The organism is Pseudomonas spelaei, assembly GCF_009724245.1.
GTDB classification, from domain to species: domain Bacteria; phylum Pseudomonadota; class Gammaproteobacteria; order Pseudomonadales; family Pseudomonadaceae; genus Aquipseudomonas; species Aquipseudomonas spelaei.
Genome location: NZ_WNNK01000004.1, coordinates 143,308 through 169,847, shown reverse-complemented (window position 1 = coordinate 169,847; position 26,540 = coordinate 143,308). Strand labels below are relative to the sequence as shown.

The 26,540-nt window shown below is 59.1% G+C and carries 19 protein-coding genes; 11 read left to right on the top strand and 8 right to left on the bottom strand.

The features are described from left to right. Nucleotides 1-458: 458 nt before the first annotated feature. The 6 genes from GNF76_RS06675 to GNF76_RS06650 all read left to right on the top strand — a co-directional run bounded on the left by GNF76_RS06675 (nucleotide 459) and on the right by GNF76_RS06650 (nucleotide 10,993). Nucleotides 459-1,910, top strand: a complete 1,452-nt coding sequence (locus tag GNF76_RS06675; RefSeq protein WP_155582387.1) for an alanine/glycine:cation symporter family protein — start codon at nucleotides 459-461, stop codon at nucleotides 1,908-1,910. Nucleotides 1,911-1,981: 71 nt separating this feature from the next. Continuing rightward, on the top strand, nucleotides 1,982-2,971 hold the full coding sequence (locus GNF76_RS06670; RefSeq protein ID WP_155582386.1) for an asparaginase: 990 nt from the start codon (nucleotides 1,982-1,984) through the stop codon (nucleotides 2,969-2,971). Between the two features lie 52 nt (nucleotides 2,972-3,023). After that, the gene (locus GNF76_RS06665) at nucleotides 3,024-4,016 is read left to right on the top strand and encodes an AraC family transcriptional regulator (protein ID WP_155582385.1); all 993 of its coding nucleotides are present in this window, start codon (nucleotides 3,024-3,026) and stop codon (nucleotides 4,014-4,016) included. Between the two features lie 156 nt (nucleotides 4,017-4,172). Then, entirely contained in the window at nucleotides 4,173-5,213 is a 1,041-nt protein-coding gene (locus GNF76_RS06660; protein ID WP_155582384.1) for a histone deacetylase family protein, read from the top strand. After that, nucleotides 5,210-6,301, top strand: a complete 1,092-nt coding sequence (locus GNF76_RS06655) for a polyamine ABC transporter substrate-binding protein (RefSeq protein WP_155582383.1) — start codon at nucleotides 5,210-5,212, stop codon at nucleotides 6,299-6,301. Before GNF76_RS06660 ends, GNF76_RS06655 begins: the two co-directional genes overlap by 4 nt. 132 nt (nucleotides 6,302-6,433) lie before the next feature. After that, on the top strand, nucleotides 6,434-10,993 hold the full coding sequence (locus GNF76_RS06650; protein WP_155582382.1) for a dermonecrotic toxin domain-containing protein: 4,560 nt from the start codon (nucleotides 6,434-6,436) through the stop codon (nucleotides 10,991-10,993). Between the two features lie 12 nt (nucleotides 10,994-11,005). Here the strand turns inward: GNF76_RS06650 and pdxR are convergent, their stop codons facing one another. Next, nucleotides 11,006-12,559 (bottom strand): MocR-like pyridoxine biosynthesis transcription factor PdxR, encoded by a 1,554-nt coding sequence (pdxR, locus tag GNF76_RS06645; RefSeq protein ID WP_155582381.1) that lies wholly within the window; start codon nucleotides 12,557-12,559, stop codon nucleotides 11,006-11,008. Between the two features lie 103 nt (nucleotides 12,560-12,662). Here pdxR and GNF76_RS06640 point away from each other — a divergent pair, with 103 nt between their 5' ends. From GNF76_RS06640 to GNF76_RS06630, 3 genes are read left to right on the top strand one after another with little or no spacing between them, the layout of a single operon-like run. Beyond that, a complete protein-coding gene (locus GNF76_RS06640; protein ID WP_155582380.1) occupies nucleotides 12,663-13,298 on the top strand; it encodes an FMN-binding negative transcriptional regulator in 636 nt (211 codons plus the stop codon). Then, a complete protein-coding gene (locus tag GNF76_RS06635; protein ID WP_155582379.1) occupies nucleotides 13,295-13,741 on the top strand; it encodes a GNAT family N-acetyltransferase in 447 nt (148 codons plus the stop codon). Before GNF76_RS06640 ends, GNF76_RS06635 begins: the two co-directional genes overlap by 4 nt. A 10-nt stretch (nucleotides 13,742-13,751) precedes the next feature. Then, nucleotides 13,752-14,420 (top strand): GNAT family N-acetyltransferase, encoded by a 669-nt coding sequence (locus GNF76_RS06630; protein WP_155582378.1) that lies wholly within the window; start codon nucleotides 13,752-13,754, stop codon nucleotides 14,418-14,420. A 62-nt stretch (nucleotides 14,421-14,482) separates the two neighbouring features. Here the strand turns inward: GNF76_RS06630 and GNF76_RS06625 are convergent, their stop codons facing one another. Beyond that, nucleotides 14,483-14,776 (bottom strand): helix-turn-helix domain-containing protein, encoded by a 294-nt coding sequence (locus GNF76_RS06625; protein ID WP_155582377.1) that lies wholly within the window; start codon nucleotides 14,774-14,776, stop codon nucleotides 14,483-14,485. Continuing rightward, the gene (locus GNF76_RS06620; protein WP_246211878.1) at nucleotides 14,773-16,113 is read right to left on the bottom strand and encodes a HipA domain-containing protein; all 1,341 of its coding nucleotides are present in this window, start codon (nucleotides 16,111-16,113) and stop codon (nucleotides 14,773-14,775) included. Before GNF76_RS06620 ends, GNF76_RS06625 begins: the two co-directional genes overlap by 4 nt. A 360-nt stretch (nucleotides 16,114-16,473) precedes the next feature. On the opposite strand from GNF76_RS06620, the gene GNF76_RS06615 reads away from it, so the two are divergent. Next, nucleotides 16,474-17,790 carry an autotransporter outer membrane beta-barrel domain-containing protein gene (locus GNF76_RS06615; RefSeq protein WP_155582376.1) on the top strand — a complete coding sequence of 439 codons (1,317 nt, stop codon included), beginning with the start codon at nucleotides 16,474-16,476 and terminating at the stop codon, nucleotides 17,788-17,790. A gap of 75 nt (nucleotides 17,791-17,865) precedes the next feature. Here the strand turns inward: GNF76_RS06615 and oadA are convergent, their stop codons facing one another. Together oadA and GNF76_RS06605 are read right to left on the bottom strand one after the other, a co-directional pair. Continuing rightward, nucleotides 17,866-19,689 (bottom strand): sodium-extruding oxaloacetate decarboxylase subunit alpha, encoded by a 1,824-nt coding sequence (oadA, locus tag GNF76_RS06610; protein WP_155582375.1) that lies wholly within the window; start codon nucleotides 19,687-19,689, stop codon nucleotides 17,866-17,868. Between the two features lie 11 nt (nucleotides 19,690-19,700). Continuing rightward, nucleotides 19,701-21,116 carry an acetyl-CoA carboxylase biotin carboxylase subunit gene (locus tag GNF76_RS06605; protein ID WP_169357078.1) on the bottom strand — a complete coding sequence of 472 codons (1,416 nt, stop codon included), beginning with the start codon at nucleotides 21,114-21,116 and terminating at the stop codon, nucleotides 19,701-19,703. 196 nt (nucleotides 21,117-21,312) lie between these two features. On the opposite strand from GNF76_RS06605, the gene GNF76_RS06600 reads away from it, so the two are divergent. Next, entirely contained in the window at nucleotides 21,313-22,287 is a 975-nt protein-coding gene (locus GNF76_RS06600; RefSeq protein WP_155582374.1) for a LysR family transcriptional regulator, read from the top strand. Here the strand turns inward: GNF76_RS06600 and GNF76_RS29535 are convergent. From GNF76_RS29535 to GNF76_RS06590, 3 genes are all read right to left on the bottom strand, one after another. Further along, on the bottom strand, nucleotides 22,217-22,414 hold the full coding sequence (locus GNF76_RS29535; RefSeq protein ID WP_179448544.1) for a PA3496 family putative envelope integrity protein: 198 nt from the start codon (nucleotides 22,412-22,414) through the stop codon (nucleotides 22,217-22,219). The two genes, GNF76_RS06600 and GNF76_RS29535, sit on opposite strands and share 71 nt — an antisense overlap. Nucleotides 22,415-22,636: 222 nt before the next feature. Further along, nucleotides 22,637-23,503, bottom strand: coding sequence for a transcriptional regulator HexR (gene hexR, locus GNF76_RS06595; RefSeq protein WP_003177007.1), 867 nt, complete (start codon nucleotides 23,501-23,503; stop codon nucleotides 22,637-22,639). Between the two features lie 162 nt (nucleotides 23,504-23,665). Next, the gene (locus tag GNF76_RS06590) at nucleotides 23,666-26,539 is read right to left on the bottom strand and encodes a GGDEF domain-containing phosphodiesterase (RefSeq protein ID WP_155582373.1); all 2,874 of its coding nucleotides are present in this window, start codon (nucleotides 26,537-26,539) and stop codon (nucleotides 23,666-23,668) included. Nucleotide 26,540: the final 1 nt, after the last annotated feature.

Sequence of the window (26,540 nt, the reverse complement as noted above, 5' to 3'; positions counted from 1 at the left end):
CCAGGTTGAGGGACTAGACACCTCTCACCTTTTGAGGGCTTGGAGAACCATTCTCCAGGCCCTTTTTTTTGCCTGAAATACGATCAAACGAACACCGAAAATCCCTGTAGCTGCTCTCGTACCTCGGCAGCGGCTACAGAAAATCAGGTCCCCAAGCAATTGTGTAGATACCTATGCTCATCGCGGGCAAGCCCGGCTCCCACAGGGGATGTGCCGCTCCCGAGGCATTTTGGTGAAACCTTTAATCGGTGCGGGAAGACGTAAGGCTCTCGCCTAGGTATAGTGCCGCCCCTCTTCGCGTCAGCGGTCGTCGGTAACGAGGCCCTGTGAAACGCGAAACCGCATGAATAACAACACCCGCAAAAGGATTGGGGTCGACCGTCGCGCACTGCCTGGTGCATTGCGGCGTGTTGAGCCGTCCTGCGTTTGCCATTAGAAAAATCAGCGAGGAATACTCCATGCTTGAAGTCATCAACGACTTCCTCTCAGGGAAAGTACTGATCGTGCTCATTGTCGGGCTCGGTGGTTACTTCACGATCCGCTCGCGTTTCGTTCAGCTGCGTCACTTTTTCCACATGTTCGCGGTGTTCCGCGACAGCCTGAAAAGCAGTGCCGGCCAACTCAGCTCATTCCAGGCGCTGATGCTCAGCCTGGCCGGCCGTGTAGGTGCCGGTAACATCGCCGGTGTCGGCATTGCCGTGACCCTGGGTGGCCCGGGCGCCGTGTTCTGGATGTGGGTCACCGCACTGGTGGGCATGTCCTCAAGTTTTATCGAGTGCTCCCTCGGCCAGCTCTACAAACGCACCGACGCTGAAGGCACCTACCGTGGCGGCCCGGCCTATTACATCCAGCACGGCCTGCACAAACGTTGGCTGGGCATGGTGATGGCATTCCTGCTGCTGGTAACGTTCGGCTTCGCCTTCAACGGCCTGCAAGCCCATGCCGTGACCCACTCGCTGAACAACGCCTTTGGCCTCGACACCACCTACACCGGCCTGGCCCTGGCGGTATTGCTGGGCCTGGTGTTTATCGGCGGGATCAAGCGTATCGCTTCGATCGCCGACCTGCTGGTGCCGGTCAAGACCCTGGTCTACATCGCCGTGACGGTCTACGTGATCGTGCTGCAATTCGACCAGGTCCCGGGCATGCTGATGACCATCGTCAAGAGCGCCTTCGGTCTCGACCAAGCCTTCGGCGGCCTGGTAGGCAGCGCGATCATCATGGGCGTGAAACGCGGCGTATTCGCCAACGAAGCCGGCCTGGGCAGCGCGCCTAACGTGGCGGCCGTGGCCTCGGTGGAACACCCGATTGCCCAAGGTGTGGTGCAAGCGTTCAGCGTGTTCCTCGATACCTTCATCATCTGCACCTGCACCGCATTGCTGATCCTGCTCTCGGGCTTCTACACCCCGGGCTTCGAAGGCGACGGCATTGCCCTGACCCAGAACTCCCTGGCGGCAGTCGTCGGGGAATGGGGCCGGATGTTCATCTCGGTGGCCCTGGCGTTGTTCGTGTTCACCTCGATCATGTACAACTACTACCTCGGCGAGAGCAACCTGCGCTTCCTGGTGGGCAACAATCGCAAGGTCTTGATGGGTTATCGCGCACTGGTACTGGTGCTGATCTTCTGGGGTTCCATCGAGAACCTCGGCACCGTATTCGCTTTTGCCGATATCACCATGACCATGCTCGCGTTCGTCAACCTGTTCGCCCTGGCGTTCCTGTTCAAGATCGCCATGCGCATCCTGAATGACTACGACAACCAGCGTGCTGCGGGCATCAAGACCCCGGTGTTCGATTCCAGCCAGTTCCCAGACCTGGACCTGGACCGCACCGCCTGGCCAGCCAATCCGGTGAAGCCAGAACCCGCTGCCAAGGCAACGGCTGAACTGAACGCTCAAGCGCAACGCTAAGCAGATGACACGCCGTGTGGCCTTGGGCATGCTCTTGGCCACGCGGCGTTTTTCGTTCAGGAGATTTTCAGATGACCCAACCCGCCCAAGACGTCATGGTGCTCTACACCGGTGGCACCATCGGCATGCAGTCCAGCGCCAACGGTCTGGCCCCCGCCTCAGGCTTTGAAGCGCGGATGAGCGATCACCTCGCCAGCCAGCCGCAGCTCAGCGTACCCACCTGGCGCTTTCGCGAGATGGCGCCGCTGATCGACAGCGCCAACATGACCCCCGCTTACTGGCAGCGTTTGCGCATTGCCGTGATCGAAGCGGTGGACGCCGGCTGCGACGCCGTACTGATCCTGCACGGCACCGACACCCTGGCCTACAGCGCCGCTGCCATGAGCTTCCAACTGCTGGGCCTGCCGGCACCGGTGCTGTTCACCGGCTCCATGCTGCCGGCCGGCGTACCCGACAGCGATGCCTGGGAAAACGTCAGCGGTGCCCTCGTGGCGCTGGGCGAAGGCCTGGCGCCAGGCGTGCAACTGTATTTCCATGGCGAGCTGATGGCGCCGACCCGCTGCGCGAAGATTCGCAGCTTTGGCCGCCACCCGTTCGCCGCGTTGCAGCGCAATGGCGGTGTGGCCAAGGCTGACTCAGTGCCTGCGGCGCTGAATTATCGTCATGACAAAGGGCTCGCCAACGTCGGCGTACTGCCGCTGGTACCGGGCATCGCCGCCGCGCAACTCGAGGGTCTGATCAACAGCGGCATTCAGGCGCTGGTGCTGGAATGCTTCGGCAGCGGTACCGGGCCGAGCGATAACCCGGAGTTCCTCGCCAGCCTCAAGCGGGCTCAGGAGCTGGGCATCGTGGTCGTGGCAATCACCCAATGCCATGAAGGCGGCGTGGAGCTGGACGTGTATGAAGCCGGCAGCCGCTTGCGGGGTGTTGGCGTGCTGTCGGGTGGCGGCATGACCCGTGAAGCAGCGTTCGGCAAACTCAATGCGTTGATCGGCGCCGGGCTCGCGACTCAAGAGATTCGCCGACTGGTCGAGCTGGACCTGTGCGGCGAGCTCAACTGATCGACGGCATATAACTTGCTCGCTTCCAGCCAACCCTTGGCTGGAAGCCCCCATGCTTCACTCGCACCTCACCACCCTCAACGCCGTCTCCTTGATACTCGATACCTTCAAGACCGAAGGCGTCGCCAGCGAGGTGTTGCTGGCCGGTAGCGGCATCTGCGGCGCCGACCTGAGCCGTGCCGACACCTGCATCACCACCAACCAGGAGATGCGCGTCTGCACCAATGCCGTGGCCTTGCGCCGGGACATCGGCCTGGAACTGGGCCAACGCATGCATGTGTCGTCCTACGGCATGCTCGGCTATGCGCTGCTGACCAGTGCCACCTTCGGTGACGCTTTGCGCCTGGCTCTGCGCTACCCCGCGCTGCTGGGAACACTTTTTGAGCTGAGCCTGGAGGAAGACGGCCAGCGAATCTGGTTCACTGCCAGCGATTACCGGGAAAACCCGGCGCTGACCGAGTTCAATGTCGAGTTCTGCCTGGTTTCGCTGAAAGTCATCTGTGACGATTTACTGGGCCACCCCCTGCCCTTACTCGGTGCCCGTTTTGAGCACTCAGCCCCCGACTACCGCGCGCGTTATGCCGAACGCTTCGACTGCCCGTTGCAGTTTGAAGCCACCGCCAATGCCTTCGCCTTCGACCGGTATTGGCTCGATCAACCCTTGCCGTTGGCCGACGCCATCACCCACCGCGCCATGGCCGAACGCTGCCGCAAACAGAACACCGAATTCACCGGCCGCCAGGCCTGGCTGGGCCGGGTGCGCCTGTTGCTGGCGGCGCAATTGAGCGCCGCACCAGGCATCGATGGATTGGCCGAACAGATGAACTGTTCACCGCGCACCTTGCGCCGGCACCTGCATGACCTGGGTTGCAGCTACCAGGAACTGCTGGACGAACTACGCTTCGAGCGGGCCAAGCAGTTGCTGGGGGAGGATGAACTGCCGATCTATCGCATTGCCGAGCAGTTGGGCTTCAGTGAAACCGCAAGCTTCAGGCATGCCTTCGTACGCTGGAGCGGCGTGGCGCCAAGCCAGTTCAGGCTGTGATGCGCCACAGCTGGGCACGGCTGCTTCATTGAAGAGCGAATAACGGACACATACTTTGGCCATATTTATCCCCTTTTGGCCGCTCCTGCCGTTCTCCAAAGCCCCGCGCACCGCAACACTGCAAGGCATCCCAATCAACCTGCGCAGAACAACAATATGCTGACGATCTACTCGGACGATCATCATCTGCACCACGGCCGTTGCGAATTGATGGACGGGCAGTTGATGCCCTGCTTCGAAATGCCCTCCCGCGCCGACCATGTGCTGCAACGGGTCAAGGATCGCGAGCTGGGTCCCGTGCAAGACCCTCAGGACTTTGGCCTGGCACCGCTGCAACGCATCCACAGCCGCGACTACCTGGATTTCTTCAAAGGCGCCTGGCAACGCTGGACCGAGTTCGGCCAGGACGGTGACCTGCTGCCGTACACCTGGCCCGCCAGAACCTTGCGCCGCGTAATACCCACCAGCCTGCATGGTCAACTGGGCTATTACAGCTTCGACGGCGGCGCACCGATCACCGCCGGCACATGGCAAGCGGCCTACAGCGCGGCCCAAGTAGCGCTGACCGCCCAACAAGCCATCCAACAAGGCGCCCACAGCGCCTTTGCTTTGTGCCGGCCACCGGGACACCACGCCGCCGGCGACTTGATGGGCGGTTATTGCTACCTCAATAACGCCGCCATCGCCGCCCAGGCGTTTCTCGATCAGGGCCACACAAAGGTCGCGATCCTCGATGTCGATTACCACCACGGCAACGGCACCCAGTCGATTTTCTATGAGCGTAGCGACGTGCTCTTCACCTCGATCCACGGGCACCCGGAAGCGGAGTTTCCGTTTTTTCTGGGCTATGCCGATGAGCTCGGTGACGGCGCAGGTGAAGGCTTCAACTTCAACTATCCACTGCCAGCAGGTTCCGGCTGGGACAGCTGGAGTGCTGCGTTGGAAGAAGCCTGCAAGGAAATCGAGCGCTACGGCGCCGACATCATCGTTGTCTCCCTGGGTGTGGACACGTTCAAGGACGATCCGATCTCGCAGTTCAAACTCGACAGCCCGGATTACCTGGCCATGGGCCGGCGTATCGCGCGCCTGGGCAAGCCGACGCTGTTCGTGATGGAGGGTGGTTACGCCGTGGAAGAAATCGGCATCAACGCCGTGAACGTACTCGAAGGCTTTGAACACGAGGGGTCACCACAATGAACATGCTCAAGTCTCTGGTCCTGTGTACCGCGCTCATTGGCGGCGTCACCCACGCGGAAGAAAAAACCCTGCGGGTCTACAACTGGTTCGACTACATCACCCCCAAGGCCCTGGAAGATTTCAAGGCCCAGAACCCCGCGATCAAACTGGTCTACGACATCTTCGACACCAACGAAGCCCTGGAAGCCAAGCTGCTCACCGGCAACTCCGGGTATGACGTGGTGGTGCCGTCCAATGTGTTCCTGGCCAAGCAGATCGAGGCGGGTGTGTTCCAGCCCCTGGACCGCAGCCAGTTGCCGAATTGGAACCACCTGGACCCCAAGCTGATGAAGCTGATCGAAGCCAACGACCCGGGCAATAAATTCGCCGTGCCTTACATGTACGGCACGATCCTCATCGGCTTCAACCCAGACAAAGTCAAGGCAGCCCTGGGCGACAATGCACCGGTGGACAGCTGGGACCTGATCTTCAAGGAAGAGAACATCAGCAAGCTCAAACAGTGTGGCGTGGCCCTGCTGGATTCGCCGTCGGAAATCCTGCCGCTGGCCTTGCAGCACCTGGGCCTGGACCCCAACAGCAGCAACCCCAAGGACTATGAAAAAGCCGAAGCGTTGCTGATGAAGATCCGCCCCTACATCACCTACTTCCACTCCTCCAAATACATGGCCGATATCGCCAACGGTGACATCTGCGTGGCCGTCGGTTACTCCGGCAGCTTCTCCCAGGCCGCCAACCGCGCCAAGGAAGCCAAGAACGGCGTGATCGTCGACATGCGCCTGCCCAAAGAGGGTGCGCCGATCTGGTTCGACATGCTCGCCATTCCCAAGGGCGCGAAAAACCCGCAGGACGCCTACACCTTCATCAACTATTTGCTGCAACCGCCAGTCATTGCACCCATCAGCGATTTCGTCGGCTATCCCAACCCGAACAAGGACGCTACCGGGCTGGTTGACCCGACGATTCGCAACAACCCCAACCTGTACCCGACCGAGGCGGCGATGGCCACGCTCTACACCCTGAAACCCTTGGGTCGTGAGGCCGAACGTGCCAGGACCCGCGCCTGGACCAAGATCAAGTCCGGGACCTGAGCCCTCTATCAGCCGGGACAGACATGCCTGCCCCGGCCTATCTAACTACCACCTGCCACACCGCACGCATCGTTAGCTTTTTGCCTCGCAACGGTACCGCTCACCGGTATCGATCACTGCAAGGAAATGACTATGAGCGCAACCCCGTCAACACCGGACGCCACTCCACTCACACGCCCTCTGCTGGAAAAAGCCCTCCTCACTCGCCTGAGCTACGCAGGGCCAACCCTCCACGAAGTCGCCTCGAACCTGCTGCGCGCAGAATTGAAGACCCTCTACCCCGATCTGGACATCGACCCCGACAACACCATGATTGCTACCCCGGCGTGGGACTTCATTGATAACGAGTTGATCTGCAGCCACATCCAGTACGTCTCCTTGAGCCGGACCCTGGTCGGCCAGATCCTGGACGAAACTGTCGCCAACTTCCTGGAAGGGGAACACTTTCTTGCACGACAACCTTTGTCCGACAACCCTGTACACCTGGAAGTCAGCATCGAAAAGATCGCGCAACTGCTCAATGATTTAGCACCCGTATTTTTCTTCGCGTTCAAGGAGCAGCAACTGGCCTTCTGGAACGCCACCGGTGCCAAACTGCCGCGCTGGCAAGAGCTTTCCGACGGCCTTCGCAGAGCACTGAATGTGCAGGAAGTCGAGGCGTGGGATGCCGATCATTGCGCCATTGCCCAAGCGGTATCAACATTCCCCGACAAGCAGGAGCGTATAGCCCGGCGACCAGAGATGGCAGACATCCAAGCCTGCCTGGTCGACATCGATACCCCAAACGAAACGGTACTTAAACACCTGTCACTGGCAGGTATCGCGGTTCTGCAGGGCCGCTACAAACAACGCGACATCCTGCTGATGTACACCGTCGAATTCGGGTATGACGCATTCAGCTCGCTCAAAGCACTGGGTGACGCGATACGCCCATTACTTGAGCCACTGAACGCTTCAGAACCGCTGTCGTGGCGGCTGGTCGAGCCAGAAGGCAATTTCTTCGACCATATGGCCTGGGCCTTGATCAGCACTCAGCTCAAGAAAATCGAATCACTCAATATCGTCGACCCGCCGACGCCCTCCCCCCGGGAAAACGCCGTTACCCCCCCTTCAACCGATGAATTCAGTGATCGGGAAACAACCCGACTGACGCAACTTGAAGACGCGATACCTGACTGGCTGCTCCAGGCCTCGACACATGAATTGAGCGACTACAGCCAATACCTGATTGAACTCAGCACGCTGCGTAATCAGACACCGGATAACCTGTTCAGCATTCCCCCGATCAAAGCCTTCGCCCAGAAGAAGATGCGTGAGGCCATCATTGCCGACAAGGCCAAGGAGGGCGCCGGCAAGCTGCCGCTCGATGAACTGCAAATCACCCTGACGGAAAGCTTCACGGCGGGTGTATTTACCCTGCCCAATCCTTTCGAACGGCATATCCAGACCCTTGGCGAATATGGCCTCACCAACTCGCCACCCTACCTGGCCAGTGTGAGCTTCAAACATGGGCAAACCGTTCCCGACTGGCTCACCGTTGATTATCTGACTGGCATTGCAGAACACGTCAACATCGGCAAGATTTACCCCGAATTGATCAAAAGCAAGCTGGTCGATGACCTAGCCGAAGCTACCCGACAAAAGCAATTCCATAGCCGCCAATTGCGTTCGATGCTGGCGCTGTTGGCACTGGAATGCAAAGTCAAACAACAGGGCAATGTGAACGCGCAAGGTTATCGCTACATCACCGAACTGATTCAGCCAACACCCGGCAACCGACAACCTGTCGTTATCAGGCCGCTGTCGATGCGCCCCCAGGGTCGGCTCAGCAGCACCAGCGATAACATTCTCAATATGTTTATCATTGGCCCCTACAACCCGGAGGACGGGCCGTGCCTGCTCTATCGCCCCTTGCTGGATAACCCGCTGCTGCAGTTCCAGTCATTCCAGAACATGCTCTATGCCATGCACCAACCGGGCGAACTTCGCGATTCGATACTGGCGTGGCTGCCTGGCCGGGCGCTGAGTTTCAACTATTCCCAATACATCTTCCCGATCGGTCTGCCTTCACCCTGGCTAACGGTGCAATCGTTGTCTGAGCCCTTGAGCCTGCACGAATGGACGGGACCCGTCGTGTTCTCCAGCACTGAACTGACGGGCGATATTTTTGGTGCCCTCTTTGACGCCAACACCAAGGCCATGATCGAACTGGCAGACCGCCAAGCGCTGTCCAACGCCGAGAGACGGTGGGCCTTGCTCGCAGACAGTGGCTGGGCCATTTTCAACGTGGCCTCGAACTTTCTGAACGGGTCCGCAGGTGTAGCGGTATGGGCCTGGCAAATCATCAGCGACATCCAACAAACGGTGGATGCCCACAATCAAGGCAACGACCTGATCCAATGGACGAGCTTGGGCGATGTATTGATGGCGCTGGCAATCATGGTTGCCCATCAAGCTCATCATCATCGCCAGGCAGGCCCCAAACGGCCCACTCATTTCAGGCCCGTGTTCACAGACGGTGAAACGTCGACTGCGATGCAAAACCGCCCCATGGCGGTCGCCCACGGCTCATTGCCCCACAGTCAATACGCAACCCTCGCGACCGGTGGTTCGGTGCCGCGTCGAACACCTGAGCAATTGAATACCTATCTGGACAGTCTCAAAGTAGAGGCGCCAAACCTGCCGGACAACGCGATAACACTCACAGCCCCACCCGCCTCACCCACGGCGCCACTGCACGAGTTACAGAACACTCATTACGCGCAGGTAGACAAACGCTGGTTTGAGGTGGTGGCTGATGAAGATGAAAACATTCTGGTACTCGACCCCCAACATCCCTCCAGGGAAGGTCCTCGCCTGAGTCATGGGCCAACAGGCTCTTGGCGCGTCGATACCAGCTTGCGCTTGCTCGGTAGCGGTGTAAGCCTGAAAAGCCAACTGAAAGCCAGTCGCTTGGCCAAGGCGCAACGCCAGCAAGTATTGGAACAACAATTGGCAAAGCTCAAGGCACGAGAAACGCCTTTGAAGAGTGAGATGCGTCAGTCGTATCAAGACCTTCTTCAGGCAGCAAACACACCGCAGTATCAGTTAAAACTCCAAGGTAGCCTGACCAAGACCGAAGCGCTCAGTACGTTTTATCAAGAAACGCTGGCCGAGTTCAAAGAGTGGCGAGAAATGGGGGGCACTGCCGGCTACGCGCAGGAACTGCTCAGACTCAGTGCTGAATATCACAGGTATCTCAGCCAATGGATATCGCTCAAGCAAACTGACTATTCAGAGGTCATGACACGTGTCGAGAGCGCCTTGAAATCCGATCCGGGCCCTTCTCGACAGCTACTTCTGGACGATATAAACCATAGCGTCCAGATGAGTCATGAAATACAAACCAGGCTGGCGCTCTTGAACCAGGCCAAGGACGAGTTGGCCAGCCTTGGCTCAGCAGGCGTCATCGAGGCGGCGCGGTTACAAGCATCGGCCCCCCGGTTTACTCAATGGGACTTGAAAACCAACGAAATCGCCATGGCCTACGAGCCATGCCTGCGTGAGCAGGCCGCTCTGAACATGGAAGAGGCGCGCGCGATGGTCGCTTATGTGGTGCACCGCGCGGGATTGGCCAGCAAGTTCATGGCACAGATGATACGGGGCGTAGATGTTATTCCCGAGGGAGAGGATGCGATCGAGTATCTGCTTGAAATCGTTGACGACTACACCAGCGTCAGCCAGCGTATCGATGAGTTGCCCAGAGACTATCCAGAGCTGGTTGAGCCAGTACCATTGATGCGACTGAAAACACTCGTCCACGAGTTTCAGCGCTTGACCCAAAGCAAGCTCGATGGCCTGCTTTTACAAGAGACCGCTGCCGCCCTGCCTGCCCAGAGAGTAGCCAATACAGGCTTTTCCAGGTCGTTTCCGAAACTCCGCATCACCAAGGCCCGTCGCCGAGATCAACCTAAAAAAGCCCCCCATACGCCCAAACAAGAACCTCTGGAACTTATCCAGCCCTGGGTCATTCACCCTTCCATCAGCCACGGCGACTATGCCCAAACCATCAGTACCGCGATGGACCTGAACATAGACACCAATGCCTTTATCAAACGTACGCAAAAGGACGCCCTCAAACCCAAGCGAGTACCTGCGGACATGCAGGATATTTTCGACCAACAAGCTCTCAAGCTGGAACAGGCTGCCACAGCGGTCGAAACGCTCAATGCGGATGCATCCAACGCCGGAAAACTCGCCCCGGTGGCCAGCCTGCCCATGGAGCTGCGTGAGGGCGCCGCCCGGCTACGCCGTGAAGGCATCAATACCCGGGCGAAAATCCTCAAGACCCGTAAACCCCGCCAGGCCTATTTTCAGTGGTTGCTCGACAATGATCTGGTCCGGATCACCCGCAACGATGCCGGCAGAATCAAGACCCAACAGCAGGATTACTTCCAGGAGTACGTGATTCTCGACACGGCCAACAAGGATCAACCCCTGTGGCTGGCCCACTTCCACTACCCGAGCCTCAAGACCCCAGCCTACAAATTCACGGCGGCTCATCTCAAAATTGCCGATCAACATCTGCTCCAGTTCACCCCCGCACTCCAGGACGAGTTGAACAACCGTACCCCCCAGGATAACCAAGTGCGCAAACTCAGTGATCCACTGATGCAGTCGGTATTCCTGAAGCTCGAACGCCCTCAACCTTGACCAGACGGTGCGCTAGCGGCTCTGCCACGCCTTGCGCAACCGCACCAGCGCATCGGCGATGGCCGCCTCAGGCACGGCAGCAAAACCCAGTACCAGGCCGGCGCGCTGGTCGGGTGGGGTGCTGGAGTCAGGCAACCAATAGCTGCTCAAGCCATTGACCTCGACATCCGCCGCGCGGGCCTGGGCCAGTAATTCACCTTCACGGGCCAGGCTATCCACCCGCACGGTGAGGTGCAGTCCTGCCGCGACGCCGGGCAGGCTACCCACGCCTGGCACGTCGGTAGGCCAGCCGGCCAGCATGACATTACGCCGACTCAAGGCCGCGCGGCGCATGCGGCGGATGTGCCGCTGGAAATGGCCCGTCGCCATGAACTCGGCCATCACCGCCTGGGTGCTGACTTCCGAATGCCGCACATCCACGGCACGGCGCCGGGAGAACGCGTCCACCAAGCCCTCCGGCAATACCAGATAGCCCAGGCGCAATGCGGGAAACGCGACTTTGCCGAAGGTGCCGACATACAGCACCCGCCCACTGCGATCGAGCGCCGCCAACGGGGCCAGGGGCGCGCCGCTGTAGCGATACTCACCGTCGTAGTCGTCCTCAATGATCCAGCCGCCGCTACGTTCGGCCCAGGCCAGCAACTCCAGGCGACGAGCCAAGCTCATGACCACCCCCATCGGGTATTGATGGGAAGGTGTGACGTAGGCCAGGCGACAATCACTGAGAGCATTCAGCGCGGTGCAGTCGATGCCTTCACCGTCCACCGCCACGCCGTGGAGTTTCGCACCCGCAATTGCGAATGCATGCCCGGCTGCCCGATAGCCGGGATTCTCAATCGCCACCGTGTCCCCAGGCGCCACCAGCAGCTGTGCACAAAGGCTTATTCCCTGTTGTGCGCCACTGGTGATCACTATTTGCTCAGCCGCGCATTGCATACCTCGAGAACTGCGCAGGTAGGCAGCAATCAGCCCACGCAGTCGTTCATCTCCCGCCGGGTCGCCATAACACAGTTGCTGCAGGTCCGGCTTGCGCCAGAAGGCCGCATTCAGCTTGGCCCAGACGTCAAACGGGAACAGGTCGAACGCCGGTACACCCACGCGAAAAGCTCGTGGAGGCCCAGTGGGCGGCAGCGGCAAATGGTTGTTTTCCAGACGTCCCAATGCCGGACTGTGGATAACTTTACTGGATGAAATACCAGGTAAATTGACCTGTTTTGTGGATAAGGCTGGGGATAAGCCTGTTGAAAACCCTGTGGATAGTTTTGTGGATAGTTTTTTTGCCGGACTTTCGTTTGAAGGCAACTGCGCCACATAGGTCCCATCGCCGACCCGCCCTTCTATAAAGCCTTCGGCGTATAGCTGATCGTAGGCCCGTACCACGCTGTTGCGGGAAATCGACAAGGCCGTCGCCAGATCCCGGCTGGCCGGTAACCGCGTTCCGCTGACCAGCCGCCCATCCAACACTCGCTGACGCAGCGCCTGGTAGAGCTGGCGGGTGAGCCCCTGGCGTCGGTCCAGTTCAATACCGGCAGGGTTGAACGACAGCGGTGGCTCTAACGGGGGCATGGCAGGCGCTCTGTAAATTGGACCTATGAAATGGACCAAAGATGGCTCTTACAACGAACCATTAGCCTGCCTAGGATGCAAGCATTCGCCAAGGAAAATATTCATGTACACACCGCGCGCCTTTGCCCTCGATGATTTGCCTGAACTGCAGCAACTGATCCAGCACACGCGCCTGGCGCAGGTGGTGACCTTCGGCGAGCAAGGCCTGCAAGCCAGCCACCTGCCGCTGCTGCTCAACCCCGATGAAGGTCCCAATGGCACCCTCTACGGGCATTTGGCCAAGGCCAATCGCCAGTGGCAAGACCTGCAAAACGGCAGCGAGGCCCTGGTGATTTTTGCCGGTGCAGAGGCGTACATCAGCCCATCGTTTTACCCCGCCAAGGTGGAACACGGCAAAGTGGTGCCTACCTGGAATTACCTCGCGGTCCATGCCTACGGCCAGGCCGAGGTGTTCACCGACGCCGAACGCCTCCTCACGCTGGTCAGCGCCCTGACCGATCGCCACGAATCCGCCCGGGACCAGCCGTGGAAAGTCAGCGATGCACCGACGGACTACATCGACGGCATGCTCAAGGCCATCGTCGGCTTCGCCCTGCCGATCCAGCGCCTGGAAGGCAAACGCAAGCTCAGCCAGAACCGCAGCGCAGCAGACATCGCCGGCGTGCGCGAAGGGCTGGCCGCAAGTTCGGACCTGCGCGACCAGACCCTCGCCCGATTCATCCCCAAGGAACCAACATGAGCCAGATCGAAATCCGCCAGGTAGAAGCCGCCGACCACGCCGCTTGGTTGCCCCTGTGGCAAGCGTATCTGCGCTTCTACAACACCGAACTGCCAGACGCGGTCAGCGCCAGCACCTGGCAACGTCTGATCGACCCCAGCGAGCCGACTCATTCGGCCCTCGCCTGGCAGGACGGCAAGGCCGTGGGCATGGTCAACTTCATCTACCATCGCTCCAATTGGAGCATCGAGAACTCCTGCTACCTGCAGGACTTGCTGGTGGACCCCGCTCAACGGGGTACCGGTGTGGGTCGTAAACTGATCGAATTCGTCTACACCACCGCCAAGGTGGATGGCTGCTGCAAGGTCCATTGGCTGACCCACGAGACCAACGCCACCGCTATTCAACTCTATGAACGCATCGCCGAACGCCCTGGTTTCATCCAGTTTCGCAAAGGCCTTTAAGGAGCACCGCATGTCGACATCACTGGCAGACTGGAAAGGCGTTCCGGCGCCGACGGTCAAACTGATCGAAGGCCGCTTTATCCGCCTGGAGAACCTCGACCCGGCCCGCCACGGCGATGGGTTGTGGCAAGCCCTCGCAGGCCCGGGCGCCGACCCCAAGTTGTGGGACTATTTGCCCTACGGCCCCTTCGAGCGCAGCGCCTTCGATGCCTGGCTGCTCAACCACGCGGCCAACAGCGACCCGTACTTCTTCAGCGTCATTGACCGCGCCAGCGGCGAGGTGCAGGGCATCCTCAGTCTGATGTCCATCGTCCCGGCCCAGGGCCGTATCGAAATCGGTCACGTCACCTTCGGCGCACCCATGCAACGCTCGCCGAAAAGCACCGAGGCCGTGTACTTGCTGGCCAAGCATTCATTTGAACAGGGCTACCGCCGCCTGGAATGGAAGTGCAACAACGGCAACGCCCGCTCCAAGTATGCAGCCGAGCGCCTGGGCTTCAGTTTTGAAGGGGTGTTCCGCCAGCACATGGTAGTCAAGGGGCAGAACCGGGACACGGCGTGGTTTTCAATTCTGGATTCGGAATGGCCGGCGATTGGGGCGGGGTTTGAGGTGTGGTTGTCGGATGAAAATCAGGCGGGTGGCAGGCAGATGAAGACGCTGTTGGAGTGCCGGGCCTGAGTCATTGATCGTTCCCGCAGCATGGGAACGATCATCCTAAACAGATCTGGTGGCAATTTTTCTTAGAACGTCACCATTTCCGGGTAGATCCGCCGAACCTTCATCACTCCCATTTGCAGCCCAAATGGGCGGAATACGGCATTCAACGATTTCAACGTCGGATTCCCTTGTCCGTGTTCGATATGCACCAACGTACGAACTGAAATTTTGCACATTTTGGCGAATTGGCTTTGATGCAAGCCGGTGGCCTCCACGCGCAAACGACGCACCGCTTCTCCTATCTCCAAAGTTCCTTGGGCAAACTCTCGCTCGATGCTCTCTATCAATTGAGCACGGTCGTCGACTGAAAGTGTCATTTCAAACCCCAGCTATTCAAGTGCTGATCAAGGCCGCGCAACTTAATGCCTGGATGGTTCAAAGTAACGTCCGGCAATCCGTTTTCAGCCAGAACGTCCGGCAGTGCCCGCAAGTGCTCGGCGTCTTGTCGAAGCCGCTCAAAAGCTTGTTCAGGGTCAATGAATGGTGAAAGAACATCACAGACGCCACGCCAGTCGATATCACCTGCCACCTCCAGAGAACGCGGCCATTTCGTCGTGCGGGTAATACCCTCGTCATCCATGACCATAGGCGCCAGGTCATAAATAGGCGCCAGGCGTAGGCTGTCGGCACCTCGAATGATCGACGTATTACGCCCATGATTGTCTGAGTTGCCCAAGATTTTGTTCAGCAAGTCACGACGCAGATAGTCTGCAATCAAATCGCTCACTTGGGAGCCCTGGTTGGCCTGTTTCCATTTGTCGACCAGTGCACGCACCACGTCAAAGTGCCACATGGCACTGCCGGGTGCCGTGTTACCTGCCAATGAGTAAATTGACTCGACCGCAAAACGCTCGACCCCTTGGGTGCTGACATTACGGTCAAAACGGTGCATCCATAAACTGGGCTTTATCCCTTCGCCATCCTCCAACACCAATCCCTCGGCCACGACAGTATCGATGCCTAGTTCCTGTAGCGCCTTGTAGTAGTGGAATTCGCTTCTGAGAATGTCTTGGTCTCTCTGCAAACCTTTATTGCGAGCAAACTTGATAAACCAGTGCTGGCTGACCTGCTCATCGCCCAATACCGCGTCGGGGTACAGGAGCCCTTCATGGTTTTGAGCTAACAATAATTTCGGAGCCTCGCCACCCGCGCCAGTGGCACCACCAATCGCGGCACCTTCTTCGTAGGCGTACTCAAGAAAACGGTTGTCGCGCTCAACCACATCCTTGCGTGCAAATCCAATGGCTGGCCGCCCCTCTTCTGCCTGCACAGACTCCTTGATACGCATATGGCCAATAGGCGCCTGCGTGCTACGTGCCAGCAGAAACAGATCAGCGCCAATATGATCCGGTTTTTGCCGCCCAATGCGATCCATAAGGAAACGCTTTGCAGCGCCCGCAGGCGCAATGTCATAGAGAAAGGCCGGCGCTTGCCCCCGCGTCTCCTGCTCCCAATTCAATGGCACCTGGGTGCTGACCGCGTTGGCAAATATAGTTTCAAACCGCTCGTAATGACTGTTCAGGTAACCAGAGTCATAGGAAAACCGGCAAGGGCTGGCAAACCCATTTTGCGGCTCAGCAAAATCGAGGATCATCGCGTCCTGCCAATGGCCCTTATCGAAAATCTGAAGTGTCAGCCTGAAAGAGGTATCCATCCGCAATTTAATGCACCTGCAAGGCAGTAGAGGTTAATTCATTTGCAATATAGTGCATAAATTCAACCAGCGCAGACCTAAAAGCGCAATAAAATGCGTATCCGCGAAAAATGAAGCACTATAGACGCAACAAAATGCACACCTCTCTTTGCCTTACCACCCTGCTACCCTCGATGTCGGCTACAGCGGTGAAATCGGCAGTAACAATCGTAATCATTGCCTGATCAGGCAATGGCAGATGCGTTTTTAATCGCGCCAGACTAGAGACACCTCCCGCAAGCGAGGAGTAAAAGCCCTGACAGTTATTGCCGCTACGCCTCGCTAAATTCCCCGACCTCATACATTAGAGGTTGGGACAGCATGCCTTTCACATCACAGCGACTCGTACTCGCCATTACCCTTGCGCTGGGCGCTACCAGCATTCAATACGCCCAGGCACGGGGAGACATGGAGCCGGACAGCGAGTGGATTACCCAAAACCCCGTTGACGGCACAAAGGAGCAACACCACCCCGCGCTCCCCGAGCCTACCACCGACTTCTACTTCGCCGACCACGCGACCTCCCGCAACGGCCTGCGCGCGGCCCACGTATTGGACTCTGCCGTCGATGCCCTGCTGGATTCGGACGAGTTGACCGACTGGGATAGATACGAACTCGAGAATATCGGGCAGTACCTGGGAGGCCTGGGGCCGGGCCGGATCGGTGCCGTCCTTGAGCAACTGGCAGCCAGTCAGAATGCCAACCTGGGTACTGCAACCCAAAAAGGCATGGAGCAGATAAACAGCGGATTGCTGCTTGCCATGCGCCAATTGCCCGACAGCCCAGGCGAGTCCGGCGGGCGTCTCTGGGTCCAGGGCCTGAACAACGGTGGCCGCCTTGACGGCCAGCATGGCAGTGCCGGCTTGCAGCAAGACACCAAAGGCATGGTGATCGGTGCCGACTGGGCCGTGACCCATGATTGGCGAGCAGGATTAATGGGCGGTAAATCTGCCAGCAACTTTGACGCCAAGCGCTTTCACGCCGAACTGGATAGCTGGCACCTGGGCGCTTACGCCGTGCGCCAGGATGGTCCCCTGGCGCTTCGCCTAGGGGCGATCTACAGCAACCATGACGGTCAGAACAAACGGAACGTCGACATTGAGTTCTTCGACTATCGGGAGCAACTCAAGGGCAAGTACAACGCCCAAAGCCAAAACGCCTTCGCCGAGCTGGGTTACCAAATGAGCAAAGGTGACTTCAGCGCCGAGCCTTTCGCCAGCATTGGCTACCAACGCTATCACCGCGACAGTTTCAAGGAAAAAGGTGGCCGGACGGCCCTGAACGTCGGCGAGCAGACCCAACAAAACCTCAGCAGCACCTTCGGTATCCACCTGGCCAGCCTTTACCGGCTGGATAACCAAATGAGCCTGAAGCCACATCTGAGCACCCGCTGGAAACACTTGTACGGCAACGTCGACAGCAAGGTTCGGCAGTCTTCCACCCAGGCAGACAAAAAGGGCTTCAACAGCGACTTCACTATCGAAGGCACTGCCCTGGACCGCGACAGCCTGGCCCTGCAAGCTGGCCTGGACCTTGGCTTGTCCGCCGACCAGACCGTAGGACTGGCCTACACCAGCGAATTTGGCAGCCATAGCCGTAACCAAGGCATCATGGGTCAATGGGCCATGGCCTTCTGACGCAGCTGAATGGCAGGCAAAAAAAGGGGGCACATGCCCCCCCGAGGATTAAACGGTAGTCTCGAAGGCTGTATTTCAGCCTTCGATTTCGATCAGGATTTCGCCAGGGTTGACCCGGTCGCCCTTGGCCACATGAACGGCAGTAACCTTGCCAGCGATAGCGGCCTGGACTTCAGTCTCCATCTTCATGGCTTCAGTGATCAGCACAGCCTGGCCGGCTTTCACCACGTCGCCTTCCTTGACCAGCACGTCGACGATATTGCCCGGCATCGCGGTGCTGACATGGCCCGGCTCGCTGGCGTGCTTGCGCTTGCTGCCGCCACTGCTGACAAACTCGTTGAGCGGTTCGAACACCACTTCTTCCGGCATGCCGTCGATGGACAGGTAGAAGTGACGCTTGCCTTCAGCCTTGACGCCCACACCCGTGATGTCGACGCGGTAGCTTTCGCCGTGTACGTCAATGACAAATTCGGTCGGCACACCTTCGCCACCGGCACGGGCTACACCGCCGGCTTCCGGGATCGGCAACAGTACTTCCGGCGTCAGGGTGCCGGCGTCGCGCTCTTCAAGGAATTTGCGCCCGATGTCCGGGAACATCGCGTAGGTGAGCACGTCTTCTTCGGACTTTGCCAATGCGCCAATTTCGCCACGCAGCTTGGTCATTTCCGGCTTGAGCAAGTCGGCCGGACGGACGTCGATCACCTCTTCGCTACCGATGGCCTGACGCCGCAGTTTTTCATTCACCACGCCCGGAGCCTTGCCGTAGCCGCCTTGCAGGTAGAGCTTCACTTCGTTGGTGATGGTCTTGTAGCGCTCACCAGCCAACACGTTGAAGAACGCCTGAGTACCAACGATCTGCGAAGTCGGCGTCACCAGTGGCGGGAAGCCAAGGTCTTCACGCACCCGTGGGATCTCGGCCAGCACTTCGCTCATGCGGTTCAGCGCACCCTGCTCTTTCAACTGGTTGGCCAGGTTGGAAATCATCCCGCCCGGTACCTGGTTGACTTGCACACGGGTGTCGACGGCGGTGAATTCGCTTTCAAACTGGTGGTACTTCTTGCGCACGGCGTAGAAGTACAGGCCGATTTCCTGCAGCAGCTCCAGGTTCAGACCGGTGTCGAATTCGCTGCCTTTAAGCGCTGCGACCATCGATTCAGTGCCCGGGTGGCTGGTGCCCCAGGCGAAGCTGGAGATAGCAGTGTCGATATGATCGGCGCCGTTTTCGATGGCCTTGAGTTGGCACATCGCGGCCAAACCAGCTGTATCGTGCGAATGGATGAACACCGGCAGGGCCTGCTCGGCTTTCAGTGCCTTGACCAGTTCGCCGGTGGCGTACGGGGTCAGCAGACCGGCCATGTCCTTGATCGCCACCGAGTCGCAACCCATGGCTTCCATTTGCTTGGCCTGGGCCACAAAGGCCTCAATGGTGTGCACCGGGCTGGTGGTGTAGGCGATGGTGCCCTGGGCGTGCTTACCGGCAGCTTTCACCGCTTCGATGGCCACGCGCAGGTTACGCACGTCGTTCATGGCATCAAAGATGCGGAACACGTCGATACCGTTGACCGCCGCCTTGGCAACGAACGCTTTGACCACGTCATCGCTGTAGTGGCGGTAGCCCAGCAGGTTCTGGCCACGCAGGAGCATTTGCAGGCGTGTGTCAGGCAATGCCGCACGCAGTTTGCGCAGGCGCTCCCACGGGTCTTCTTTCAAAAACCGTACGCAGGCGTCGAAGGTCGCGCCGCCCCAGACTTCCAGCGACCAGTAACCGACTTTGTCGAGCTTGTCGCAGATCGGCAGCATGTCGTCGGTGCGCATGCGGGTCGCCAGCAACGATTGGTGAGCGTCGCGCAGGATGGTGTCGGTGACAAAGATTCTTTTAGAAACAGGGGGCTTGCTCATTCTTATATTCCTCACAGGCCTGCGTGGGCGGCGATGGCGGCGGCGATGGCCAGGGCCAGCTCTTCGGGTTTGCGCTTGATCGAGTAGTTGGTCAGCTCAGGGTGGCTTTCCACAAAACTGGTGTTGAACTGGCCGCTACGGAATTCCGGATTACGCAGGATTTCCTGGTAATAAGCGGCGGTGGTCTTCACGCCTTGCAGGCGCATGTCGTCCAAGGCACGCAGGCCGCGATCCATGGCTTCTTCCCAGGTCAACGCCCACACCACCAGCTTCAGGCACATGGAGTCGTAGTAAGGCGGAATGGTGTAGCCGGTGTAGATCGCCGTGTCGGTACGCACGCCGGGACCGCCGGGCGCGTAGTAACGAGTGATCTTGCCGAAGCTTGGGAGGAAGTTGTTCTTCGGATCTTCAGCGTTGATCCGGAACTGCAACGCAAAACCCCGGTGCTGGATATCTTCCTGTTTGACCGACAACGGCAGGCCGGACGCGATGCGGATTTGCTCGCGGACAATGTCGATACCGGTGATTTCTTCGGTGATGGTGTGTTCCACCTGCACCCGGGTGTTCATCTCCATGAAGTACACCTCGCCTTCGGCGAGCAGGAACTCCACGGTACCGGCGTTCTCGTAGCCCACGGCCTTGGCGGCACGCACCGACAGATCACCGATGTAGGCGCGCTGTTCCGGCGTCAGTTGCGGGCTGGGAGCGATCTCGATGAGCTTCTGGTTGCGGCGCTGGATCGAGCAGTCGCGCTCGAACAGGTGCACCACGTTGCCAAAACTGTCACCGAGGATCTGCGCTTCGATGTGCTTGGGATTAACGATGCACTTTTCCAGGAACACTTCCGCCGAACCGAACGCCTTGGTGGCTTCGGAAATCACCCGAGGGAAGGCCTGTTCAAGTTCTTCACGGCTGTTGCAACGACGAATGCCGCGACCGCCGCCACCCGAGGTGGCCTTGAGCATCACCGGGTAACCAATGCGGTCGCCTTCGGTCAGGGCTTCGGCGATATCCGCGACGTTGCCTTCGGTGCCGGGGGTGACCGGCACGCCAGCCTTGATCATGCTGCGGCGGGCTTCGGTCTTGTCGCCCATGCGGCGGATGACTTCCGCCGAGGGGCCAATGAATTTGATTCCACGCTCAACGCAAATATCCGCCAGCTCGGCGTTTTCCGAGAGGAAGCCGTAGCCAGGGTGCAACGCATCGCAACCGGTTTCCACCGCCAGGTTCACCAGCTTGCGCGGGTTCAGGTAGCCGGCCAGGGGCTCGGCACCGATGCTGTGGGCCTCATCGGCACGCTTGACGTGCAGGGCGTGGCGGTCGGCGTCGGAATAGACCGCGACCGAGCGAATGCCCATCTCGGCGCAGGCACGCACGATTCGTACGGCAATCTCACCACGGTTGGCGATCAGGATCTTTTTTATCACTTGGAAATTCCCTTGAGCCGATTGCTGCGTTCTTCGACCTGCTGGACCCGGGTCGGCGCGTGACCAAATGTTTCAAGCCAGTCGCGTGACACACACTATGCCCCGCGAAGGATTAACAAAAATCAATAATTATTGGGTCGTGTATAAGTAAAGACTTATAGTTGGCGCGACGACGGTCGTCAGGGGTGATTGAATAATGCGTAAGTCATTGATGCGTATGACATTGCGTCAGTTGCAGATTTTCAATGAAGTCTGTGATTTGCGTTCCTACAGCCGTGCGGCCGAGGAAATGTCACTCACACAACCGGCCGTTAGCCTACAAATTCGCCAGCTGGAAGAGCTGATCGGCCAACCGCTGTTCGATTATGTCGGCAAAAAACTCTACATGACGGAAGCGGCTGAAGCCCTGCAAAAAGCCAGCCGGGACATTTTCGGGCGCCTGGAAAACCTCGATATGCAGCTCTCGGACATGCAGGGCTCCTTGCAGGGGCAACTGAAGCTGGCGGTGGAGTCCAGCGCCAAGTATTTCGTGCCGCACCTGTTTGCCGCGTTCAAGCGCCAACACCCAGAGGTCAATCTACACCTGACGGTGGTCAACCGTGCCCAGGTGATTCGCCGGCTGTCCGACAACCGCGATGACCTGGTGATCATGTCCATGGTGCCCCAGGACATGGGCTTGGAGTTCCTGCCATTTCTCAACAATCCGATTGTCGCGGTAGCGCCGCCCGACCATCCGCTGAATCATCAAGGACCGTTGCGCCTGCAAGACCTTGAACCGTACACGCTGCTGCTGCGCGAGCCAGGTTCCGGAACCCGGATGGCCTGCGAGGAGTACTTCAAGGAGAAACGCGTGCACTTCACTCAGACGGTGGAGGTGGCTTCCGCCGAAGCTCAGCGTGAATGCGTGGTCGCCGGATTGGGCGTGGCCCTGTTGACGCGCCACGCCCTGAACCTGGAGCTGGCCACCGGCGGGCTCAAGGAGTTACCGGTGGAAGAACTGCCGCTGTACCGCAGTTGGTGCCTGGTGCAGGCCAAGGCCAAGCGTCTGTCACCGGTGGCCCATGCATTCCTGGGCTTTATCCGCAGCGAGCGGGTGCAGATCAGCGCCCTGGCTGAACGCTTCGCAGGGCGGCCACTGGTGCTTGCCAGTGCAATTCAGGATAGTCGGTGATGCTCTGGAGCAATTGACGCTGTTCGCAACGGTCTTCAATTGCACGACGGAACGCCATGCGGCGCTGGTCTTCCTGTTGGCGACGAGTCTTGACGGTGCTGTTGCTGTCTTCGTATTGCCGGGCCATTTTGAGTCTCCCAATGCGAGTACGGGGAGCTCAGGATGGGCGCAGGGGATGACGGTTTGGCGGCGCGGGGATGACAAGCTGATGAATATTCTGGATATGACGCAATTCAAAATGTGGGAGCGGGCTTGCTCGCGAAAGCGATGTGTCAGGCGCTGAAGTGTTTACTGATAGACCGCTTTCGCGAGCAAGCCCGCTCCCACATTTTTTGACCGCGCATGACCTTTAGTCGTCGAGGGCTTTGACGGACTTGGGCGACAGACGAAGGCTACGCAAGCTGCGCTTGACGCTCTTGAGGTGGTTGACCAGGCTCGGACCACGGGCCATGGCCACGCCCATTGCCAGCACGTCGATCACCACCAGGTGGGCGATACGCGAGGTCAGCGGCGTGTAGATTTCCGTGTCTTCATGCACATCGATCGCCAGGTTGACCGTCGACAATTCCGCCAATGGCGTCTGGCTCGGGCACAAGGTAATCAGCGACGCGCCGCTTTCACGCACCAGATTGGCGGTGATCAGCAGGTCTTTGGAACGACCGGACTGGGAAATACAGATCGCCACGTCGGTGGGCTTCAAGGTCACCGCCGACATCGCCTGCATGTGTGGGTCGCTATAAGCCGCCGCCGTCAGCAACAAGCGGAAAAACTTGTGCTGGGCATCCGCCGCCACCGCACCCGAAGCGCCAAAGCCATAAAACTCCACGCGCTGGGCCTGGGACATGGCCGTCACGGCTTTCTGCAATTCCACCGGGTCGAGCTTTTCCCGCACTTCCATGAGGGTGTGCAGGGTCGTGTCGAAGATTTTCAGGCTGTAGTCAGCGACGGAGTCGTCTTCATGAATGGCGAACTGCCCAAAACTCGCACCGGCCGCCAGGCTTTGGGCCAACTTGAGTTTCAAGTCCTGGAACCCGGAGCAACCGATAGCACGGCAGAAGCGCACGATGGTGGGCTCACTGATACCCACGCTGTGGGCCAGGTCGGCCATCGAGCTGTGCATCACAGCCGCAGGATCAAGCAGCACGTGATCGGCAACCTTGAGTTCCGATTTGCGTAACAGGTGGCGTGACTGGGCGATATGTTGCAACAGGTTCAAAGGGCTGGACTCTTGTTATTGGCTGACGCCAGGGATGTAGCAAGCTTGTAGTTATACTACAAGAATTGTTGGTTTGCCCGTTCGATGCATCACTTAATCGCCCTGCTGCCCCCTATTTTCGCGGACACGCTGTATGTAGCCATTGGGGCAACCCGCGTTCGGTTACGGAAAATCCGCATTTTTTCGTAACAAATCCGCCAAGCCATCGGCCTCCATTGGCCGACTGATCAAATAACCCTGTACCTCATCGCATTGCTCGGCCCGCAGGAAATCCAGCTGCTGCTGATCCTCCACACCCTCGGCCACCACCTTGAGCGCCAGCCCATGGGCCATGGCGATGATCGCCCGGGTAATCGCCGCGTCTTCACGGCCCTGGCCCAGACCACGGATGAAGGTTTGGTCGATCTTCACGTAGTCCACCGGGATGCGCTTGAGGTAACTGAGGGACGAGTAGCCAGTACCAAAGTCGTCGATGGCCAGTTTCACCCCCAGGTCCCGCAGTTGCTGGAAGGTAGAGATGATGTGCTCGACACTGTCGAGCAACTGGCTTTCCGTCAATTCCAGCTCCAGGTACCGCGGCTCCAGGCCAGTTTCTTCGAGCACCTGGCGCACCAAACTGACCAGCTTGCCCTGGCGCAACTGGTGCACCGACAGGTTCACCGACACCCGAATCGGCGCCAGCCCTTGGCGCTGCCACTCGCACGCCTGCCAACACGCCTGGCGCAGGACAAACTCGCCCAACGGCACGATCAACCCGGTTTCTTCGGCCAGGCCAATAAAATCCCCCGGCGGCACCCGGCCCCATTGCGGATGATCCCAGCGCACCAATGCTTCGGCGGCGTTCATCTTGCCCGTGGCCAGGCACAACTTGGGCTGGTAATAGACGTTGAGCTGACGCTCCTCGATGGCCTTGCGCAACTGGTTCTCCAACTGCAAACGTTCCAAGGTGCTGGCCTGCAGGCTATCGGTATAGAACTGGAAGTTATTGCCTCCCAAGTGCTTGGCGTGTTGCATGGCCATGTTCGACTGGCTGACCAGCGCAGAAATTTCCCGCGCATTGTCCGGCAACAGACTGACGCCGATTGAGGCGCTGACCACCAGTTCATGCCCCTCTACCGTCATTGGCACCCGCAACTTGGCCAGCAGACGGGTCGCCACCCGCGCGAGGCTCGATAAGCTGCCATAGGCATCAAACAGCACGGCAAATTCATCTCCGGAGAGACGGGCAATGGTGTCGGCTTCCGGCAAGGCATTAATCAGGCGCCGGGCCATTTTCTGCAACAGCTGGTCGGCCACTTCATGACCGAAGCTGTCATTGAGCAGCTTGAAGCGATCCAGGTTGATGTGCAGCAAGGCCAGGCTACGGCCGCCCTGGCGTACTCGCTGATGGGCTTCACGCAGCCGCTCATGGAACAGAGAGCGATTGGCGAGGCCGGTCAATTCGTCGTAATGAGTGAGGTAGCGCATGCGCTCTTCAGATTCGCGTCGAGCGGAGAGATCGGCAAAAAATCCCACGATATGACTGACATTTCCCCGAACATCGCGCACGACATTCAGTTGTAGCCATTGCGGATAGAGCTCGCCGTTTTTGCGCGCCTCCACCAGCTCGCCTTGCCAGGTACCATGGCTTTGCAGGGCTTGGCGGATCACCGGAAAGTGGCGCCGGGCATCGCGACTGCTGGGCAGTTCCACGACGTTGCGCCCCAGCATGTCGTCGATATCAAAACCGGTCACACGGCTGAATGCCTGGTTCACCGCAAGCAGCGCATAGTCCGGATCAAGGATCACAATACCTTCGCTGGCGGCCTCGAACACCGTAGACGCCAACCGTTGCTGCTCTTCTATGGCTTTACCGGCGCTGATATCGCGCCGAGTACCCAGCATCCGCGTGACTCGCCCGTTGGCCGCATGCTCCACGGCGCGGCCCCGGTCCTGGATCCAGACCCAGTGCCCATCGCCATGGCGCACCCGGTATTCCACCAGATAGTCATCGCTGCGGCCTTTCAGATGTTCCACCAGGGCACGCTTGAGTACAGGCAGGTCATCAGGATGCAGGCGCGGCTTGAGGTGGCTGAGCATCGCCGTGACGTACTCCGGCTCCAGGCCGAACAGTTCTTTGAGTTGGGTATGGTGAACCTCGTCGGTTTGCAGGTTCCAGTCCCACAGGCCCAGTTCGCTGGCTTGTAACGCCATGGCCAGACGGGCTTCGCTTTTGCGCAGGGCCAGGCTGGTAGCGCCCAGTTCCTGGCTACGCTGTTCGACGCGCTGTTGCAGGCCAATCTGCGCCTCACGCAATTCCCGTTCGACCTGACGCCGTTGTTCCACCTCGCGAACCAGCTCCTGATTCAACTGTTCGCTGCGGTGCCGGGCTTGCTGCAAGTGCTCGATCAATGCCTGATTCTGGAAGCGCCGCAACAATCCGCGCTGAGTCAGACGGTTGACCTGCCACGCCACCACGCTCAGGGAAGCCAGCAAAATCAGGCACAAACAACCCCAACCTTGCTGCTGCGGGTCACCGCTCCAGAACAGATAAACAATGGCGGGCACCAAACAAGGCAAGGCAAACGACAGGAACGCCAGCAGGCTCACGGCATAGGCGACGCTGGCAGACAGCGTCGCCGCACCGATCAAGCCGAACACCCACGCCTGTTGAGCGAAGCTGTCCACCGGCCCCAGGGCAATGGCTGCACTGGTCAACGTCAAACCGCTCATCGCCGACCCCAGCATGAACATGCGGCGCCAGATCGGCTGCGCCTGGCGGCTCGGCATCGCGGCATCGAACGCGGCCACCTGAATCACCCGCAAGGCCACCAGCGCCAGCAACCACACCAGCCAAACGCTGACCAGCAGATAGCGCTGCGGGCTCCAGAGCAACCAGGCGCAGACCAGACCGTTGAGCAACATCAATAAGGTAGGCAACAGCGAGCCTTGGTACAGCAGGCGCGTGCGCTCGACCGCCATCTCCATGGCGTAGTGTTTGCGAATAACCTGCGCCGGCGCCACTGCGGGCCCAGACAGGTCAGAGCTAAGGGTCATA

What these genes read in the sequence shown, in the direction of transcription:
- GNF76_RS06675 (WP_155582387.1), top strand. Translation starts at nt 459, where the DNA reads ATGCTTGAAGTCATCAACGACTTCCTCTCAGGGAAAGTACTGATCGTG.
- GNF76_RS06670 (WP_155582386.1), top strand. Translation starts at nt 1,982, where the DNA reads ATGACCCAACCCGCCCAAGACGTCATGGTGCTCTACACCGGTGGCACC.
- GNF76_RS06665 (WP_155582385.1), top strand. Translation starts at nt 3,024, where the DNA reads ATGCTTCACTCGCACCTCACCACCCTCAACGCCGTCTCCTTGATACTC.
- GNF76_RS06660 (WP_155582384.1), top strand. Translation starts at nt 4,173, where the DNA reads ATGCTGACGATCTACTCGGACGATCATCATCTGCACCACGGCCGTTGC.
- GNF76_RS06655 (WP_155582383.1), top strand. Translation starts at nt 5,210, where the DNA reads ATGAACATGCTCAAGTCTCTGGTCCTGTGTACCGCGCTCATTGGCGGC.
- GNF76_RS06650 (WP_155582382.1), top strand. Translation starts at nt 6,434, where the DNA reads ATGAGCGCAACCCCGTCAACACCGGACGCCACTCCACTCACACGCCCT.
- pdxR (WP_155582381.1), bottom strand. Translation starts at nt 12,559, where the DNA reads ATGCCCCCGTTAGAGCCACCGCTGTCGTTCAACCCTGCCGGTATTGAA.
- GNF76_RS06640 (WP_155582380.1), top strand. Translation starts at nt 12,663, where the DNA reads ATGTACACACCGCGCGCCTTTGCCCTCGATGATTTGCCTGAACTGCAG.
- GNF76_RS06635 (WP_155582379.1), top strand. Translation starts at nt 13,295, where the DNA reads ATGAGCCAGATCGAAATCCGCCAGGTAGAAGCCGCCGACCACGCCGCT.
- GNF76_RS06630 (WP_155582378.1), top strand. Translation starts at nt 13,752, where the DNA reads ATGTCGACATCACTGGCAGACTGGAAAGGCGTTCCGGCGCCGACGGTC.
- GNF76_RS06625 (WP_155582377.1), bottom strand. Translation starts at nt 14,776, where the DNA reads ATGACACTTTCAGTCGACGACCGTGCTCAATTGATAGAGAGCATCGAG.
- GNF76_RS06620 (WP_246211878.1), bottom strand. Translation starts at nt 16,113, where the DNA reads ATGGATACCTCTTTCAGGCTGACACTTCAGATTTTCGATAAGGGCCAT.
- GNF76_RS06615 (WP_155582376.1), top strand. Translation starts at nt 16,474, where the DNA reads ATGCCTTTCACATCACAGCGACTCGTACTCGCCATTACCCTTGCGCTG.
- oadA (WP_155582375.1), bottom strand. Translation starts at nt 19,689, where the DNA reads ATGAGCAAGCCCCCTGTTTCTAAAAGAATCTTTGTCACCGACACCATC.
- GNF76_RS06600 (WP_155582374.1), top strand. Translation starts at nt 21,313, where the DNA reads ATGCGTAAGTCATTGATGCGTATGACATTGCGTCAGTTGCAGATTTTC.
- GNF76_RS29535 (WP_179448544.1), bottom strand. Translation starts at nt 22,414, where the DNA reads ATGGCCCGGCAATACGAAGACAGCAACAGCACCGTCAAGACTCGTCGC.
- GNF76_RS06590 (WP_155582373.1), bottom strand. Translation starts at nt 26,539, where the DNA reads ATGACCCTTAGCTCTGACCTGTCTGGGCCCGCAGTGGCGCCGGCGCAG.